Raw genomic sequence first — 16,485 nt, forward strand, 5'->3', positions numbered from 1 at the left:
CCCATCCTGAACTTCACGACTCCAACCCGCTGGACCTCAGCTTGGGGACGAGGGACAACCCTCGAGGGCCTTCGGGCAACCCGGGACGATCACGCCCCCGAGGTTCTAGCCACCGGGATACTCGGCGATGTCGTAGTGAGGGTGATCACTCGTATTGACTCTCTTTGGCGGCGCCGGCTTCGTAGTCCCCTGAGCTAGACACGTCGTCGTCCACCTCGACCGGTGGTGTACGGGCTGACGGAACCGAGAACACAACAGACTCAGCCAAGCGGACCACTGCCGTCGCTCGCTCTTGTTCGAGGTCGGCGGCTAGCTGCGAGCGTGCGGCGGCAATCACGCGTTGCGATTTCACGCGAATAGAGATGTCTGCCAGTAGCTTCGCGAGTTGGCTGGCCAGGCCGTCGCGAAGCTCCTCCAGGTTTGTGTTGGCGATCTCCAAGCGACGATCGGAGATTTTCAATTCGATGGTTGAGTGGTCGTTCTCGGTCAAAAACGTCCGGGTGTTGTTCCCAAGAATCTCCGCGATCTCGTCATGATCAGGTCGCCTCGTGAACACTGCCTCTACCGTATACCGCTCGGGACCTGAATCGGTCAAGAGAGCGGCAGGTAAAGAACTGATCAGCACCGATCGAAGTCCGAGCAGTCCCACGTCGGCATCGATAGGGGGTGTTTGTGTATTCATGATCGAACATTACCTTCGTGCCCCGGATGACGCTCGAGCCCCTGAGTCCCGGCATCGAATACGGCATGCTCGCTGGACATCCGCTCCTCAGACGGCGCCATTAGATGCTCATCCGCCGCTCGAGAATGGGGCGCGAATGGATAGCGTCGACGCATCAGGCCGGACTCGTGGATGGTGTGAGCAAGAAGCGTGGCAGCTAAGGAGGGCCGGCTGGAAGGACGCGGAGCATCGGGTTGCACGAGCCATCGCCGTCGGTCTGGCGCGGCACTGCACGGTGGAACTCGTAGCGTCCGCCGACGTGCCTGCGACGATTCCCGAAGATGTCGACCTCGTGGTCGTAGGTCCCACCCGTTCGTCCTCGGGCAGAGGCTGCCGCTCCAGCCAGGACCGGCCTGTCTTGCCGAACAGATCCGTCACGGGTGGGCGAGGCAGCAGATTGCGGTGCAGCATCGCCTGGATGCGATTCTTGATCTGGGTACGTTGCCGCACCAGGTGAGCGCGTGAGGTCGTCATCCGACGCAACCGCGCGGTGCGCTCGTCTGGCAACCACACCGGCGGCACCCCTGAGCACCCTCACCTCTCGTTTCCTGCCGATTGCGTACTCAGGGTGGCAGCAGCGTGCGGCTGGTGTCGGGCGAGTTGGATGACGCCGTAAACGGCGATCGCGCCAGCGACGACGAACACGGCGTCGGCCCAGAACGGTGCGGTGGCGGCTTCGCCAAGCACGATGATCCCGATGCTCACGCCCACGAGCGGGTCGATGACGGTGAGCCCCGCGATCACGAGCTCCGGGGATCCGGCCGAGTACGCCGTCTGTACGAAGTAGGAACCGAGGATGCCGGCCGCCGCCAATCCGAGCAGGCAGACCACGGTCAGCCAGTCGGCCGGGTTCAGGTGGAAGCCGTTGTGGATGATCGTCTGGATGCGGGTGATCAACACCTTGGCGAGCGTGGCCACGAAACCGAAGAGCACGCCGGCACCAACCACGTAGAAGATCCTGGTCAACCTGGTGCGCAACAGCACGAAGGCGATACCGAACACCAGGAGTATGACGGCAAGGATGATCACCACGATCAGGAGCTGAGCGTCGGTGATCGGAATGGTCGTGGTGGTCAGTGCGGCAACGGTGACGAAGAGACCGACCCCGCCCACGCAGTACAGAATTGCGCGGATCGTCGGCCGCCGGAGCATGGTTCTGGTCAGCCGGGCGGTAATCAGGGCCGTCACGACGAGCGCGATCGCGCCGAGCGGTTGCACGACTGTCAGCGGCGCCAAGTAGAGGGCGAACAGCTGGAACACGATGGCGAGTCCGAGCATGAGCGTGCCCAGCAGCCAAGACGGACGCCGCGCGAGAGCGGCCAGTTGCCTCCAGCCCAGACCGGAACGTTCGGTGCCGTTCTGGGCATTACCGACCCTGGTCAAGCCATGTTGTTGGAACTCGGCTCCTACCGCGAGGAAGATCGATCCCACCAGCGCGACCGGAATACCCAACGTCTGGGCGGGTGTCAGGGAGACGAAAGCGAGACTCACGAATCACCTCCGCAGTAGTTCGACCGGATTCCACGTCGAACGATCAAAGCTTCGATGCCGCCTGGCGAATGAAGTCCTTCGCTGGGCGGCAATCCAGGCAAAATCAGATCTTCGCACCCTTGTTGCGCTGTCGGAGGATTCCAAAGATGAGCGTGCCGAGGAACAGCACGATTCCGATGATCGCGAGCCACAACAGGCCGTGGAACGCGAAACCAACGACCGACGCCACCACCCAGACCACGAGCAAGATCACAAGTACTACCCACACGGGCTTACCTCTTTCTTTGTCTTTCGTTCTCCGAACGCCCACTTGGGCGACGGTGATCTCGATGCATTCTGCAAAGAGGTTGTGCGCCTGAAGCCAGTCGGCGACGGCGTCGTGGACCGCGCGACACGTCGTCGCCGAGGAATCCGTGCTGGTGCCAATTGCGGCGGAGATGTCACAGCCACCGTTTGCGCTTGAAGGCGGCCCATAGCCCGAAGCCCGTGGCAAGCGTGAGGAGCAGAGCGAAGGGATAACCCCATCTCAGACGGCGCCACTAGATGCTCATCCGCCGCTCGAGTATGGGGCAGGCGAATGGATCCTTTTCTCCGAGGCCCACCCGATTGATGTATCGGAGGACGATCGCATAGGACTGCACGAGACTCGTTTCCACGTACGGCACATCGCGTTCCGCGCAGTAGCCGCGCACGATCGGCGCCGCCCGTCGCAAATTTGGTCTGGGCATCGATGGAAACAGGTGGTGCTCGATCTGGTAGTTCAGTCCGCCCATAGCAGTGTCGAGAATTCGGCTACCGCGAATATTCCTGCTCATCATGACCTGGCGTCGCAAGAAGTCGAGTTTCATGTCCTTGGGTACGAGCGGCATGCCTTTGTGGTTCGGGGCGAACGACATCCCCATATAGAAACCGAAGAGAGCCAACTGGAGCCCGAGGAACGCGGCGGCCTTTCCCGGCGGCAACACGAAGAACACAACTCCCAGGTAGCCGAGCGTGCGCACGGCCAGGAACGAGATCTCGACTGGTCGTCGAGCAATCGGTTCACGAGAGAACACCCGGCGCACACTGGATGCGTGCAAGGAGACCCCTTCGAGGCACAGTATGGGGAAGAAGAAGGTCCCCTGGTGCGCTAACACCCATCTCAGAAGTCTCGGTCGCCGTTGCCCCACCTGCGCCGGGCTGAAAGAGATGACCGGCAAGTCAATATCGGGGTCGTGTCCTTCGCGATTCGGATTCGCGTGATGCTTCGTGTGTTTGTGCTGCCACCAGCCGTAGCTCATACCGACGAAAAAGTCGCCGATGATCAGACTCATCCAATCGTTCCACCGACCTGAACGGAAGATCTGGCGATGCGCGGCGTCGTGCCCGAGGAAAGCGGTCTGAGTGAAGAGGACCGCCATAAACAGCGCCATCATGAGCTGCCACCAGGTGTCACCAATCATCACAAAAAGGGTGAAGCATCCGGCATAGGCGAGCGGCACAGCGATGAGCTTCGTCCAGTAATAGCCATAGCGTCGACGCATCAGGCCGGACTCGTGGATGGTGTGCGCAAGAAGCGTGTAGTCGTTCACGGCCGCGGATCGCGGCTCGACCGTTCTCACCGGACCCAGGCCGATTGGAGCCGTTGTGCTGATCATGGTGTCCTCCCCGTCTTCACCGCTTCCGCAGCAGGTAATGATCAGGCGGCCGGGGTCTGGGACAACCTGACGGCAGAATACGCTGCTGCGCTCATAAGAAGCTGCGGACAGTGAAACCGATCCACGGTCACCAGCTCGACTTCGTCGCGGCCGCACCCCGATGGACCTGGGTGTGCATGATCGTTTCCGGCGAACTGATCGGGGCCGCACCGTAAGTCCTCGTCCGGCGGCCGTGGCATCAACTGGCTGTTGGCCGCTTGAGGGCGGTCCTCCTCGACCTGCTTTCACGACAAAATGGTCAAGCTGGGCTGCAACGCGAAATGAGCAGCCGCCAGCGAGCGCACCTCCTTCCTCCACGCGATCAATCAGCCAATAGATCCTCGGGGCGTTGGAGTGCGGCGTTCGCGTGGCGTTCACCCTCCCCCACCGTTTGCAGTGACTACCGGCAGGATGCCTGTGCACACAACCTGGTATTCCAGACTGGACCACTTTCCGGTGTACTTCAGCGGCTACGGCGGCGAAAGGCATCTCCGACAGGCGTGCCGCGCGTCCGTTCGGCGCTGTTCGACTGCTCGAACGGCCTTTCCTGCTCATCACGACCTGGCGTCTCAAGAAGTCCACGCTCGATCGAGCGGCCGGTCACAACTAGCTCGTGTGCCATCGTGCAGGACGCCAGCTCCGACCGCGACGGCGACCGCCCAGGCTCTCATACAGCTGTGCGACAAGGGCCCGGCGAGGAAGGATGTCTGCGTCTTAGCTGGTCCCGGACAAGGTCTCCGGACGAGCTGCCAAATTGGGCATATTAGCGCGGACTGCCGTGATCCAATCGGTCAACCCAGTGGTACGTAGGTACACGGAGCCCCAGCGGCTTCGGCGCGGCATTCAAGATGTAGTTTCCGGCACCGAACTCTATGGCCCCCGGTAGGTTCTCGACGCGCGTTACACCGTCCAGTTGCCTATCTCCATGCCAGGGTCCGCCGAAAAAGCGACAGTCATAACCGAAACCTGACATGATGCACACCCCGTCCCGGGGTTCAGGCTCCTCGGACTACCTCGAAATGAGTCCGATCAAACCAGGCAAAACCTATTTTGAGCGTACGCTCCGGGACCGCATATTGCGACGCCAGGCGACACTACTGCCAGGTACGAGACCGGGGAAGCCACCCGACCACTTAACCAGGGTGGTCGTCGTCCGTTCAAGGGTCGGCCGGGGTCGAACAGACGCCCGGCTATGGACGGGTGTCCGCCACGCTTCTACGGGGACGTCATCGCGGACCGAACCCGGCGACCACGGCGCCAGCACCGTTTCGTCTGGCACGGTTCGTCCGCCCGACTGACTTCAGGTGCCCTGGATATTGTTCGACTGATTTGGAGGTTCATTCGTATCGGGCATGCAGATCGTGAGTGCCCGTGACCGAAGCGTGATTCGTACCCGGCAAATGGATCCGAGCCCGTCGCCGTCGAGTTCAACGTCATGAGGGGTCTCGAATCGGGCTTCGAATCGTTCCCCCTGCGCATAGGCAAGCGCTTTGAGGTCTGGAGCGAGCTGAACAATACGACGCCCAAAGCGAGTACGAGACCCCACTCCTTGCAGGGTCAAGCGTGTGCCAATGCCGGCCCAGCCGATTCGTCTTCGCGGGCGCAGCATGACCACGTCCAAGAGGCCGTCGTCCACGACGGCACTCGGAAGCAGGAGCATGTTTCCGGTGAGAGTGCCGCAATTGCCGACGATTACGGTGTGCGCATGTGACGACCTGACGTGACCTCCATCGATCCTGTAGTCGACCTGAAACAGGCGATTGGTGATGATCGATCGTGCAATCGGCGTCACATAGGCAAGCCACCCAAGGTACTTCTTGGCAACAGCGCTTGTGTTGTTAGCCATTTCCGCGTCGAGCCCGATCCCGGCCATGACAAGAAACACTTCCGAATGTTGTTGGCGATGCGGGTTCTCCAAGTCAGCAACCGCTAGATCTATGGCGCGTGTGTTGTTCCCGAAGGCGGCACCGATCGCACCGCGAACATCATTGAGAGGTATGCCGAGATTGCGGGCGAGCAGGTTGCCTGTGCCGACAGGTACCAAGGCAAGAGGGGTACCTGACTCATAGATAGTCGCGGCCACCGTCCGCACCGTGCCGTCGCCGCCGGCCACAACGATCACGGACGCCGCGCCCTGTAATGCCGCCTCTGCAGCACCACGTCCTGCGTCATCAGCGCCAGTCTGATACCAGTGAGACGGCGCCCACCCAAACTGCTTTTCGTACGCCAGAACGACTGGTTGTAATCGATCTCGTGAAATCTTGGTCGGGTTGTAGATGACAGCCGCCCGCTTCACACTCATCGCCTGCCACCAGGTTGAGGACGGGAAACCCAATCCACCGCGACAACGTGATGATCCGGTTCAGTTGCCGCGACTCGTAATTGCGGCGGAGCCGACAATGGTCTCGAACCGATCATTGCGTCCTCTCCGTGCTCTAACCCGATTTGGTGTGAATCACGAGGCAGCCGGGTCTGAAGCAACCTGTCCTCACGATACGTGTCACCCCTTGGCAATACGGGCGTACGGTGAGAGTGCGCCATCGGCGCGAAGCCTGCGAGTAGTCATGAATCCGGACGGTCCCAGCGTGGACCGCGAAGCACACAACCTCCGCGCTAGCGGATCAGCCGCCGCGCTCTGTCGTCGATTTGTGAACACCCTCCCGGTAGACGGAGCATCGATATCGGTGTTCGGCATCGGGTGGCAGCAGACGACCATCGCGGCAAGCGATCGTGTTGCTGCAGCCTTGGAAGAGCTCCAGTTCGACCTAGGCGAGGGCCCACACTGGCAGGCGATCCAGACCGGACGATCGGTCTCCGTGACCGATCTGGATTCCGCTCAGTCCGACGCGTGGCCCATGTTTGCCTCTGCCGCCCTTGGTATAGGCGTGCATGCGGTGATCGCTTTGCCCCTCAAGCTTGGCGCCACCACGATCGGGGTGGTCGACCTCAACCGCCGACTGGCCGGGCCTTTTGGCTCTGAAGCGCTCGAAACCGCGGAGACGCTGACCAGACGCACCGCCTTAGCCTCGGCTCGCTTTGCGGCTGAAACGGCACGCGAGGACGTGGTCGAAGAGTCCGACACGGCTCCCGCGCTTCGGCGCGAAGTGCACCAAGCGATCGGCATGATCGTGGTACAGCTAAACACCACAGCAACCGAGGCGTTCGCCCGTCTCCGAGCACACGCGTTCGCCTCCGGGCGTACCGTACAGGCCGTCGCGCTCGACGTAGTCAACCGCCAGCTGGATTTCGCCGCGTTGCAGGATGACGCGACGTAGACTCACCGCATACCGGGATCAAACATGGCAAGTGCTACACGAGAGTCCAGACTCAACGCCGCGTTCGTCGCCGTCGCCGACACACTCACCGCGGACTACGACGTCGTCGACCTGCTACACACCCTCGTCATCGAATGCACGGACATTCTTGATGCACAGGCCGGCGGCCTCCTACTCAGTGATCAACCCGGCGGCCGCCTGAATCTCGTCGCGTCGACCAGTGAAGACGCCGAACTCGTAGAGCTCATGCAATTGTCGGCCGGCCGCGGACCCTGCCTCGACTGCTTCGAATCTGGTCGCCCTGTCGATGTCCCAAACATTGCAGCCCGTCGCGAATCCTGGCCGAGCTTCGTGGAGATCGCGCTTGACCACGGCTTCCACTCCATGCATGCCACCCCCCTGAGACTGCGCGGCGAGATCATCGGCACAATGAACCTCTTTCGCACGCAGTCCGGCGCACTTCCGGAGCCGGATGTGGCCGTTGCGCAGGCGTTGGCCGACGTGGCAACCATTGGCATCCTGCATGAACGCATCAGCAGCAGGACACAGCTCGTAATCGAGCAACTCCAATACGCCCTCGATAGCCGAGTGCTCCTGGAACAAGCAAAGGGGGCAGTTGCGCAAGCCACCGGGCTGAGCATGGACGGTTCATTCGACGCCCTCCGCCGATACGCCCGCAACCACAGCACCACCCTGCGAAACGTGGCTGCATCCGTAATCGACCACACCATAGACCCCGCCCACCTCACACGTCAGGTGCGATAGACAGGACGGTGCTCTAGAGGGCTCTACTCCGAGGCGTCACGATCAAGGCTCGAAAGATGACGTGACGACACAGTTTCCTGCCGGCGCTCTGTACCAGACAACCGGGTTTCCGGGACGCGCCGCTCGAACTCATTCAGCAAGACCGCACACCGAAGGCTTGACGCCCCAGACCAGACGCTTCGGAGGGCGCGGCGCGTTTATCGGGCCCCGAAAGGGTTCAGGTCACGAGCGCCGGACAACAGGTGGACACGAAAACACATAACGGCCGTGACGCGGGTGGAGTTGCCCGTATCGGCCTCCCGATGCAGAGGGCGCGCGATTGCCGCGCGAAGCCGTTGAACCTGCAAACGGTGCAACTCTACGTGCGCAGATGATAGAACCTCGGGATTCTCAGGACCGATCTTCAGTGTCGGATCGATCTTGCGTTTCCGCGGAATAGCCCTCATTGTGCCAGTGGGCATCATTGGCGGCCTTCCAACGTACGGCCCTCTTCTCACGCTCTCCTAGATCAGCCCGTGAAACGGTCGTCCTTTCAGGGTGGTGAGCCTTGCTCGGCTCATCGATTCGGCCATCATCCCGATCACTTTCAGCGGTCAACCTGATCGCCTCCCTCACTACAGTTAGCCCTGGACCTTTCGGCATCCTCCGCGTCGGACTTCCCCACACCTCGGCGCTACTGGGCTGCTGCGGCGCGAACCGACTACTGCGAGCCGGCCGGTTACTGTCGCCTCAAGCAAACCCAACCAAACTCTGCGCTGCGTGATCCCAGAGTGAGAACTGTCCGCACTCCTCGGCTCGATCGCGGCGCGATCCATGCAGCGCAACGAACAGTCTCCCTACATGACGGATGTATCCGATGGTGCCACCGTCATTTCGCACCTCGTCGAGGTCTCCGTCAACCGCGACCAGCACGAGGTTGATCGTCTCGATGCCGGTCAGATCGTCCACGACCCTCAGCGTGACGGACTGGTCCTCGTTCGAAACGGCTTCAGGTGACGGAGCCGACGTCTCTGCTCGCGCGGGGAACGCCTTCGACGCGGCCGCATCGTGGATGCCGACAGCGCGGTAGCGGGAACCTGGTGAATGCTGGACGTCATGCCTGCCGCCGCCACCGGAGCCATCGTGAATCCCCGATCGCTCGAACTCTGCCTGCGCGGCAAGCCGTTCGCGGTCGCCGCCGTCGACGCTGGAAGAATCTGACGCGCGCGCGATCGCTTCACCCCCACCATCCCAAGGCTCCACCGCTTCGGCGGGCTCAGCGATCGATCGAGGTAACCTTGTGGAGGCCGGCTCTCTTGTCCGAACATCGCGCATCAGTAACCCCCTTCGGCCGTCACGCTGCGAACGTGCCGACACTCAACTCCGTGCTTCCACGGACTACTCGGGGGTTTCCGCCTTCGAGGGCGATGTGATCACCGCACGAATCAGGCTACGCTCCGGCCCCCACGACACCGGATCCCGACCTCGACTCTCAGGATCGACACCACCGTCCGACGGACACCACGCGCGCATCACGAGCCACCCAGGCCAAGTGTCGAAAGGTCACCGGATCGATTCCGGTCGGAACCACCAAAATCCCGATCCCACGGGAATCGGGGGCCCATTTGTCTCTGCTTCGGAGGCCGCCGAAGGACTTCTGACTATATTTTGACTGCACCCGAGTGCGACGCACCAGCGTTCAGGGCGACTGCAACGGCGTCCAGGTCATCGTCGAAGAGGTCGGCATAGACGTCGAGTGTCATCGCTGCGGATGCATGGCCAAGCATCCGCTGCACAGACTTCACGTTCGCTCCCGCCGACACGGCGAGGGACGCGGCCGTGTGCCGCAGGTCGTGAGGTGTCAGCCGCGGGAAGGTCTGGTCCTGCTCCATGCACCGGGCTACGGCAGCGTTGAAGATCCGGTTGCGGAAGTTGCCGGCACGGAATACTCCACCGTCCGCGCCGGCGAACACCAGGTCATCCGCGTCGCGTCCTGCGCACCGCTGCTCCAGGCCGCTGGACAGCAGATCGGGGAAGGGCACCGAGCGTCGCTCGTGGTTCTTCGGAGTGCCCCAGACGATAACACCTCGAGGTTCTGACACCGCCTGCGCGACGTCGACTCGGCGACGCTCGAAGTTGATCCTGCCGACCTTGAGGCCGGCCATCTCGCCCCACCGCAGCCCGGTGTAAGCGAGGAAGAGGACCACGACTGCCTGTGTTCCGCACTCGGTAGCGAGCATCCGCACTTGCGCATGCGTTAGGTACCCGTGCTCACGCTTCGCAAGTCTGGGCAGCTGGATGCCGTCAGACGGGTTGGTGATGAGCCGGCCATCTCGGATCGCGTACCTCAGTACTCCCGCCAGCACCAGGTGAATCTGCCTGACCATTGACGGGCCAAGACGCTCGGAGAGCTCTCCGACCCAGGCCTGAACCTCGCCGTGGCGGACATTCACCAGGCTGTACTGGCCCCACTTGGGCAGGACGTACTTGTCCAGATGGAACCGGTAACCCGACCGTGTCGTCGGCTTCACCTGCACCTGCGCACGGAACCACTCCTCGGCCACCACAGACACCGGCGTCCGTGACTTGGTCGGATCCACCCATTCGCCCCTGGCCTGGCTAAGATCCACCGTGGCTAGGAACAGCTCCGCGTCCCGCTTCGTGCGGAAGCCTCGCTTCATGGTGTGACTGTGGTCCGGCTTCCGGTACTGCACCCGATATCGTCGACCCGCCGCCGTTTGGTACGCCTCCACCGACCCCATGCGAGCCTCCGTCCCCCTACCGCCAGGGTGACAGCCACCCCTGACACAGTCGAGCGAGGCTGCCCGAACCGCCACCGGGATAAGCGAACCAGCCGAGCCGCGTTGCGGCACAGTCGATCGTCGTCTGGAACGCCGAGGCGTGCCGTCTATCCGGGTCTTCTAGCCGCTCCGGCGGTCGATCATAGCCAGCTACGTCGGCTGCGATCCCTCCACTCACTATTTGCAGACTCCGGCCGCCACGGCGACCTCCGCTTAGCAACCGTTCCCTCCACTCACTCCGCCAACTCCGCCCGGCAATCGATCTCTCTCACCGGAGCGGCCAGAAGAACGCATCTGGCAACACCACAAAGCAAGGAGAGAGACCAATGAAAGCCGGACTCGTCAACCTAGTCACCACAGACGGCACCGAAACAGTTGTCCTACTGTCTACCGAACTCGACGAACTCACACCCACCGAACGGGTGCGAGCCCTCGAACTAGCCATCTGGCTTGTCGACGAAGGCTGGACCGTCATGACAACGGCCGACTCAGCTCTTGCACCAGTCGTCCGCAAGGGCGCGGAAGCGATGCACGGCAATTACCGCTCAACCGAGGACCGCGGCGAAGCCCACATCCAGCCCTCGCAACACCATTTACCCCCTCGACTAGGCCGAGTGTCGATGTCTTCCTGAGACACACCTGGTTCCACTTCTCAGGCCAGCCCCCACCTCACTCGGCCCCCTAGACTCGCGCAGTGAACGACGCCGTTCCAGCGGCCAGTCCCGACTGGTATGACGACTCTCATCGCAGCATCCGCTAGTGGGACGGGATCCAATGGGGACCAGAAGACCCACAACCCGGCCGCGCAGAGGCCACTGCTGTGCGGCCTTTGGCGCGATGAAATGCAGTCGACTCCGTACCTGTCCGCCCGCGAGCCGGGGTCACGGTCTGACCTATTCGTCCAGCTCGGTTTGCGGGACCCACGTGCAGAGGCAGGGCCGCTGGCTCAACTACACGTTCGCACCGTGGCCGACCGCGGACGCTAGCCGCGGGTCGCGCTATTGATCGAATTCACGAACCTGTCTCGCTCGTCGTTATTTCGGGAAGAAATGCTCGGCGTCAGTTGGGAGTAGAGAACACCAAACGTGAACTCAGCGCCATGGGGACCTGTCGCAATCAGGGTCGGTGGATGCATGACGGACGCGTTGGTTCCGGCTCGAGCGCCGGACAGGTTACCAAGAACCTGCGGACGGCTCGCACTATCCACGACATCGGTTACCAGCTTGGCTGCAATATCCGGCCCGCCAAGAAAACTGATACCCCAGGTGAAGACCTTCGTGACGTCAGCGACGTCGAGCGGCGCGAAGACAAGTCGCACGTTGGACAAAAGTAGCGCGCCGCCGATGAGGTTCATGAAATTGGCGACTGTTGAATCCAGGACAATCTCGCCTGGTAGTGCTGCCACAGCTACCGTGCCTCGACCCTTTCCCTGCAGGAGATTTGCCGTGGCTTCGAACGGAATATCGGTCATCCGAACCACCTTCGATTCCCTCAGTCGTAGTGAGTAATCTTCAGTTTCATTCGAGCCTACTCCGAGATCCGGGGCCTCCGAGGCGCCGAGCATTGGTTGGTCCCACCCGCTGGATCCCGCGGAGAAGTGCGGCAGGCCATTGGACGAGGCAAGGATCTTGTTGGTGACTTGGATCGAGCGCTGCGGAGGGTGGAACAAGCGAGAGGTCAACGAATCCTTCAGGTAATCCCCCAGAACGGCGTCGTGTCATTTCTGATGTCGGGGTCCCCGCTGCCGACACGTTGGGGTCCACCCCGGACACGCCCTGCACGATCACGGTCTGCAAGTCCGTGTTATCTCACGCACCGAGAGTGAAAACGTGTTGTCCTCGACCTTGGTCACGGAGTACAGCGGGCTGCTGGCAGTGGTGCCGCCCTGGAAACTGTCTGTCGCCTTGGCGCACACGGTTTGCGAGAGGGACTAGTAGCAATCACGGCGGGCTGTCTATCGTGGCCGTGGTGGCCGGCGATACTGGCGCGCGAGCGGCCCGCCAGTCCGGCAGCGATGATAGCGGCGAGCAGGCGCGCCCTCATCGCTTCCCTTCCCGGACTGAACCACGCCCAATGCCTCCGGGGGCAGGCGCCATGTCACCCTGCCATGGGGCCTGTTCGCGACGTTCACCACGCACTAGCCTGCGAAGCATGAAAGACAATCCGAGTCGGTACGAGGCCGCAGCTGGCGCGGTAAAGGCCGATGTCGAGCGCACGGGTGCCGACACCATGGGTATCGACAATCTCGTTATCGGCATTCTCCGCGACTGCCACGATTCGGAGAGGCCGGGCTCGGAGATCACGCTGGCGACACTCCGCGACAGGATCCTCGACCGCGTGATGTTCTGGGCAGTGGACTATCAGGCGGTCGACTTCGACGAAGCCGAGAAAGACCCAGAAACCGACTGACCGGGGTCGGGCTCAGCCCTCGACTCGAGCATTGACCATACGTCCCTAAAGGGATCCGCAACTGACGGATGCGGTTGGCGAACCCACGCGTCGCTCACAGGGACCAATCCCGACACGGTCGTGGACCCGCTTGCAGGCAAGGCTCAGTTCGACTGGTCCGATAATCGAGCCATGACGAGTCTCGACGCAGGGAAGCGGCCCCGGTTGCTGCGGCTCGGTTTCATGTTGGAGTGGATCACGCTGGCCTGGAATGTCGTCGGCGTCGTCGTCCTCGCTGTCCTGGCGTCTCGTCATCCTCGATCGCGTTGGCCGACTTCGGACTGGACTCACTCATTGAGATCGGGGCCAGCTCGGTCGTACTGTGGGAGCTTTCGGGCGCCGGCGAACGACGACAAAAGATTGCGTTGCGCTTAATCGGTGCCGCATTTATCACCCTGGCCGCCTACCTCCTGGTGCAGACCACGATCGCCCTGCTCACCCAGCACCGTCCAGACGGCAGCGTCGGCGGCATCATCTGGACCGGTATCACGGCAGTCTGCATGTTCATTCTTGCGACGTTCAAGACCCGTACCGGCCGGGCCTTGGACAACCTCGTGCTGCGCACGGAGGGCCACGTGACGATGATCGATGGACTCCTTGCCTGTGCCGTCCTGCTCGGAGTATTGCTGAATACGGTTCTGGACTGGTGGTGGGCAGACTCTGCAGCAACCCTTGTCATCGTTTACTACGCCATCCGCGAGGCCATCGACATCTTCCGTCCTGATCCAGAATGAACACCACATAGCACCACGCAGGGAGGATCCGCTGCTGACGCGGCCGGCGCAGCATTCTGGAACTTGCCGGCATCCCTTCCGCCACAGTCGAGGACTGGGTTGAGTCGTGGTGGTGGGTTAGACCTAACTCAAGGACTCGTTGCCTTCCGTCGAGGGTTCGCCGGATGAGCCTGCCGTTGCCCGTTTCGGGGTGCGTGCTGCGGACGCGGTGGACCTCTTCGCCTACACGGTGGTGCTCGGGTTGTTCGCTGGAATCCTCGCGTGCTTCGGGCGTGGCGTCTGGGCGTCTTACGGACTCGGGCCCACCTCTCGCGAGCTCCATCCGAACATTCTCCTCGCACCCTGACCGCCCTTGAGCGTCGAGATCCCGACGGGAATCGGGACGCCGGGCCCGTGTGCCCGGGACATGGGCGGCGGGACGCTTTCGTCGTCACCGTGAAAGCCGTGGTGAGAAACGGAGCAGATCCCATGTCCACAGCAGTGCGCGAGCGCACCACTCCCCTCTCTCCGGCGGCGCGCTGGACGGCCGCAACCCGGGCCGCGGCCGCGGTTTGTCTGTTCGCAGCCGGCATCCTCTGGCTCGCCGCGGAGCTCATCGGGTTCGGGCTGGACGATGTCGCTCAGCTCCAGTTCATGGCGGATGCCCCGGTGCTCGCCGGGATCGGCCTGACCTGCGACATCATCGCCGTTCCATTCCTGGCGGGTGCGACGCTCGCCTGGTGGCGCTGGCGCGGCCACGCTCGCCGAAACTGGCCCTCATCGGTGCGATCGCGCTCGCGTTCGGATTGAGCGGTCAGTCCGTGCTGAACGGCGTCGATTTCGCGGCATATCAGATTGCGAACAGCGGGCACATCTCGGCGGCCGCGCTGGGTACAGCACTCGGTGCGAACCCGGTGCCCTCCGTGCCCGGGCTCGCTTTCATGATCACCTTCGAGGGTGGGGCCGCGGGCGGTATCATCCTGCTCATGATCGCCGTGTGGCGTTCGCACACTCTGCCGCGCACGGCCGTGGTGCTCATCATCGCATTCCAAGTGCTGTCGATGCTTCCCGTGCCGTTCCCGGGCACCGTGCTCGCAGCCGTCGGCATGGCGTGGATGGCCGTTCACATCCTGCGCACCCCGAAGGCCGCCGCATGACAGAGAAGGCCGAGGCGGGGACGGACCTGGCAGCTCGCGCCGCCGGGTCCGGCACCGGCCCGAGCCGGCGTCGCCACCGCACCTGCACGATCCGTTTCACGATCTCTGGCGGTGTCTTCGTCGGCATCGAGTGCGGCCGGCTGGAGCGATCAGCCATCCCGGATACCCCCTCGACACGATATCGACTCGCCCACTTCCGGGCCGTCACCGGCGAAACCATGAACATCTTCGCCGCGACGATCACCGGCCATCGGTCATCGACGATCAGTCGCGCCAACCGCAGTCGAGCACGCTGGGTCAAAGCAGCGTTACCGTGGGACACGAAGGCCTCCTGTGTTCCGTCAAGCGGTTCCTTAGACAGCTCCACTTCACAACAGGGAGGCCTTCACCCGTCAGCACATCAAACGCGATTCACACAACAACGTCCCTGAACATCACAACTAGACCGACGGCTGACGCGGGTGGTGATGCGTCAGACGTCGTGCCCCTGTGCTCGGACCCAGGCGACGGTGGACTCGGTGAGACTGGCGTCAGAGGTAGTCGGCAGGGCGGGGCGTATGCGGCCGTTGCCGGGTGGAATCCGGTCAGTCGTGCAACCTTGACACCGTCTTCGCCGGTGGATGGTAACTCGATGAAGGTTCGAAGTGGCACCCATCGCTTGTGGCCCGCTTCAGGACCTCATGGACATCACGGGCACCCGTAACCCGGTAGCGCTCGGCATTGAAAGCCATCGGGTACGGAGAGTCCTCGAGTTCGGATGGTCTCGTGGGTCCGAGCCAGTATGTGACCCGTTACACCGGGAGGGTGACTTCGTCGCACGTCGTAGGTATCGAGACCGGCAATTTCCATGCGCCCGTCTTTGGCGACAGCGATCCAGATGAGTCCGGTCAGATTCAGCAACGCCGCATCGTGCAGTTCCCGCAATCGCTGAAACACCTTTCGGGAGGTGACCTCGTGGCCGAATGTGCCGCTGATCAGTGCGGGGATGGCCATGATCCTTCCCTTCACCTGCTGTGGCCGTGTCAGGCGGCCGGATCAGTCTCGTCCCGAAAATGTGGGCGGGCACACCGAGGGAATCGATCAGAACACAGCAACGAACCGCCAGAAGACAGGAACCGACGCTCACTTACTGACTCTTGCCAATGGATTCCGCAGAGGGAAGGGAGTACGAGCTGTCGGCCGCTCGGTTGCTCCATGCCGGGCGCGGGCAGAAGCGGGGTCGTTCGCAAGGTCTTTGGCGGGACGGCGTACTGTGGCGATCATGTTGATTCTTCTGATCGTCCTGCTCGTCATCTGGGCCGTGCTCGCCGTCGTCGGGTTCGCGATCAAAGGTCTGCTCTGGTTGGCGATCATCGGGATCATCTTGTTCGTCGCCACGATCATCATCGGTGTTGTGCGACGCCGAGCCACTCGCAACCATTGAGTTCTCGCTTGAGTGGTTCGCAGCACATGTAGAACG

Annotated in this window: 18 protein-coding genes and 1 pseudogene; 9 read left to right on the top strand and 10 right to left on the bottom strand. The window is 62.4% G+C overall.

Annotated elements, in window-relative coordinates; translation table 11 throughout:
• Window positions 1-145: 145 nt before the first annotated feature.
• From HII28_RS09405 to HII28_RS09425, 5 genes are all read right to left on the bottom strand, one after another.
• Entirely contained in the window at window positions 146-682 is a 537-nt protein-coding gene (locus tag HII28_RS09405) for a hypothetical protein (protein ID WP_170025166.1), read from the bottom strand.
• A 573-nt stretch (window positions 683-1,255) separates the two neighbouring features.
• Entirely contained in the window at window positions 1,256-2,212 is a 957-nt protein-coding gene (locus tag HII28_RS09410; protein ID WP_170025167.1) for a DMT family transporter, read from the bottom strand.
• Between the two features lie 103 nt (window positions 2,213-2,315).
• Window positions 2,316-2,480: a hypothetical protein gene (locus HII28_RS09415; protein WP_170025168.1), complete on the bottom strand. Its 165-nt coding sequence runs from the start codon at window positions 2,478-2,480 to the stop codon at window positions 2,316-2,318.
• Between the two features lie 271 nt (window positions 2,481-2,751).
• Window positions 2,752-3,849, bottom strand: a complete 1,098-nt coding sequence (locus tag HII28_RS09420) for an acyl-CoA desaturase (protein ID WP_170025169.1) — start codon at window positions 3,847-3,849, stop codon at window positions 2,752-2,754.
• Window positions 3,850-5,188: 1,339 nt separating this feature from the next.
• Window positions 5,189-6,190, bottom strand: a complete 1,002-nt coding sequence (locus HII28_RS09425; RefSeq protein WP_170025170.1) for a diacylglycerol kinase family protein — start codon at window positions 6,188-6,190, stop codon at window positions 5,189-5,191.
• Between the two features lie 262 nt (window positions 6,191-6,452).
• Here HII28_RS09425 and HII28_RS09430 point away from each other — a divergent pair, with 262 nt between their 5' ends.
• Window positions 6,453-7,163 carry a GAF and ANTAR domain-containing protein gene (locus HII28_RS09430; protein WP_240977291.1) on the top strand — a complete coding sequence of 237 codons (711 nt, stop codon included), beginning with the start codon at window positions 6,453-6,455 and terminating at the stop codon, window positions 7,161-7,163.
• Window positions 7,164-7,187: 24 nt separating this feature from the next.
• Window positions 7,188-7,928, top strand: coding sequence for a GAF and ANTAR domain-containing protein (locus HII28_RS09435; RefSeq protein ID WP_170025172.1), 741 nt, complete (start codon window positions 7,188-7,190; stop codon window positions 7,926-7,928).
• Window positions 7,929-8,657: 729 nt separating this feature from the next.
• Here the strand turns inward: HII28_RS09435 and HII28_RS09440 are convergent.
• On the bottom strand, window positions 8,658-9,242 hold the full coding sequence (locus tag HII28_RS09440; RefSeq protein ID WP_170025173.1) for a hypothetical protein: 585 nt from the start codon (window positions 9,240-9,242) through the stop codon (window positions 8,658-8,660).
• A gap of 326 nt (window positions 9,243-9,568) precedes the next feature.
• Window positions 9,569-10,588, bottom strand: a complete 1,020-nt coding sequence (locus HII28_RS09445) for a site-specific integrase (protein WP_240977293.1) — start codon at window positions 10,586-10,588, stop codon at window positions 9,569-9,571.
• A gap of 446 nt (window positions 10,589-11,034) precedes the next feature.
• Between HII28_RS09445 and HII28_RS09450 the strand changes: the two genes are divergently transcribed.
• On the top strand, window positions 11,035-11,340 hold the full coding sequence (locus tag HII28_RS09450) for a hypothetical protein (protein WP_170025175.1): 306 nt from the start codon (window positions 11,035-11,037) through the stop codon (window positions 11,338-11,340).
• Between the two features lie 350 nt (window positions 11,341-11,690).
• Here HII28_RS09450 and HII28_RS09455 read toward each other — a convergent pair whose 3' ends face one another.
• Complete coding sequence (locus HII28_RS09455) at window positions 11,691-12,179, bottom strand: hypothetical protein (protein ID WP_170025176.1); 489 nt, start codon at window positions 12,177-12,179, stop codon at window positions 11,691-11,693.
• Between the two features lie 680 nt (window positions 12,180-12,859).
• Here HII28_RS09455 and HII28_RS09460 point away from each other — a divergent pair.
• From HII28_RS09460 to HII28_RS09480, 5 genes are all read left to right on the top strand, one after another.
• Complete coding sequence (locus HII28_RS09460) at window positions 12,860-13,117, top strand: hypothetical protein (protein WP_170025177.1); 258 nt, start codon at window positions 12,860-12,862, stop codon at window positions 13,115-13,117.
• 305 nt (window positions 13,118-13,422) lie between these two features.
• Window positions 13,423-13,890 carry a cation transporter gene (locus HII28_RS09465; protein ID WP_240977295.1) on the top strand — a complete coding sequence of 156 codons (468 nt, stop codon included), beginning with the start codon at window positions 13,423-13,425 and terminating at the stop codon, window positions 13,888-13,890.
• A 139-nt stretch (window positions 13,891-14,029) separates the two neighbouring features.
• Window positions 14,030-14,236 carry a hypothetical protein gene (locus HII28_RS09470; protein ID WP_170025178.1) on the top strand — a complete coding sequence of 69 codons (207 nt, stop codon included), beginning with the start codon at window positions 14,030-14,032 and terminating at the stop codon, window positions 14,234-14,236.
• 122 nt (window positions 14,237-14,358) lie between these two features.
• Window positions 14,359-14,679, top strand: coding sequence for a hypothetical protein (locus tag HII28_RS09475; RefSeq protein ID WP_170025179.1), 321 nt, complete (start codon window positions 14,359-14,361; stop codon window positions 14,677-14,679).
• The gene (locus tag HII28_RS09480; protein ID WP_170023362.1) at window positions 14,610-15,026 is read left to right on the top strand and encodes a hypothetical protein; all 417 of its coding nucleotides are present in this window, start codon (window positions 14,610-14,612) and stop codon (window positions 15,024-15,026) included. The genes HII28_RS09475 and HII28_RS09480 overlap by 70 nt, the downstream gene beginning before the upstream one ends.
• Window positions 15,027-15,081: 55 nt before the next feature.
• Here the strand turns inward: HII28_RS09480 and HII28_RS09485 are convergent.
• Window positions 15,082-15,348: pseudogene (locus HII28_RS09485) on the bottom strand (leucine zipper domain-containing protein); the annotation flags it as partial.
• A gap of 365 nt (window positions 15,349-15,713) precedes the next feature.
• Window positions 15,714-16,019, bottom strand: coding sequence for a hypothetical protein (locus HII28_RS09490; RefSeq protein WP_170025180.1), 306 nt, complete (start codon window positions 16,017-16,019; stop codon window positions 15,714-15,716).
• 268 nt (window positions 16,020-16,287) lie between these two features.
• On the opposite strand from HII28_RS09490, the gene HII28_RS09495 reads away from it, so the two are divergent.
• Window positions 16,288-16,449 (top strand): hypothetical protein, encoded by a 162-nt coding sequence (locus HII28_RS09495; RefSeq protein ID WP_170025181.1) that lies wholly within the window; start codon window positions 16,288-16,290, stop codon window positions 16,447-16,449.
• Window positions 16,450-16,485: the final 36 nt, after the last annotated feature.

The organism is Planctomonas sp. JC2975 (assembly GCF_012985205.1).
Taxonomy (GTDB): domain Bacteria; phylum Actinomycetota; class Actinomycetes; order Actinomycetales; family Microbacteriaceae; genus Humibacter.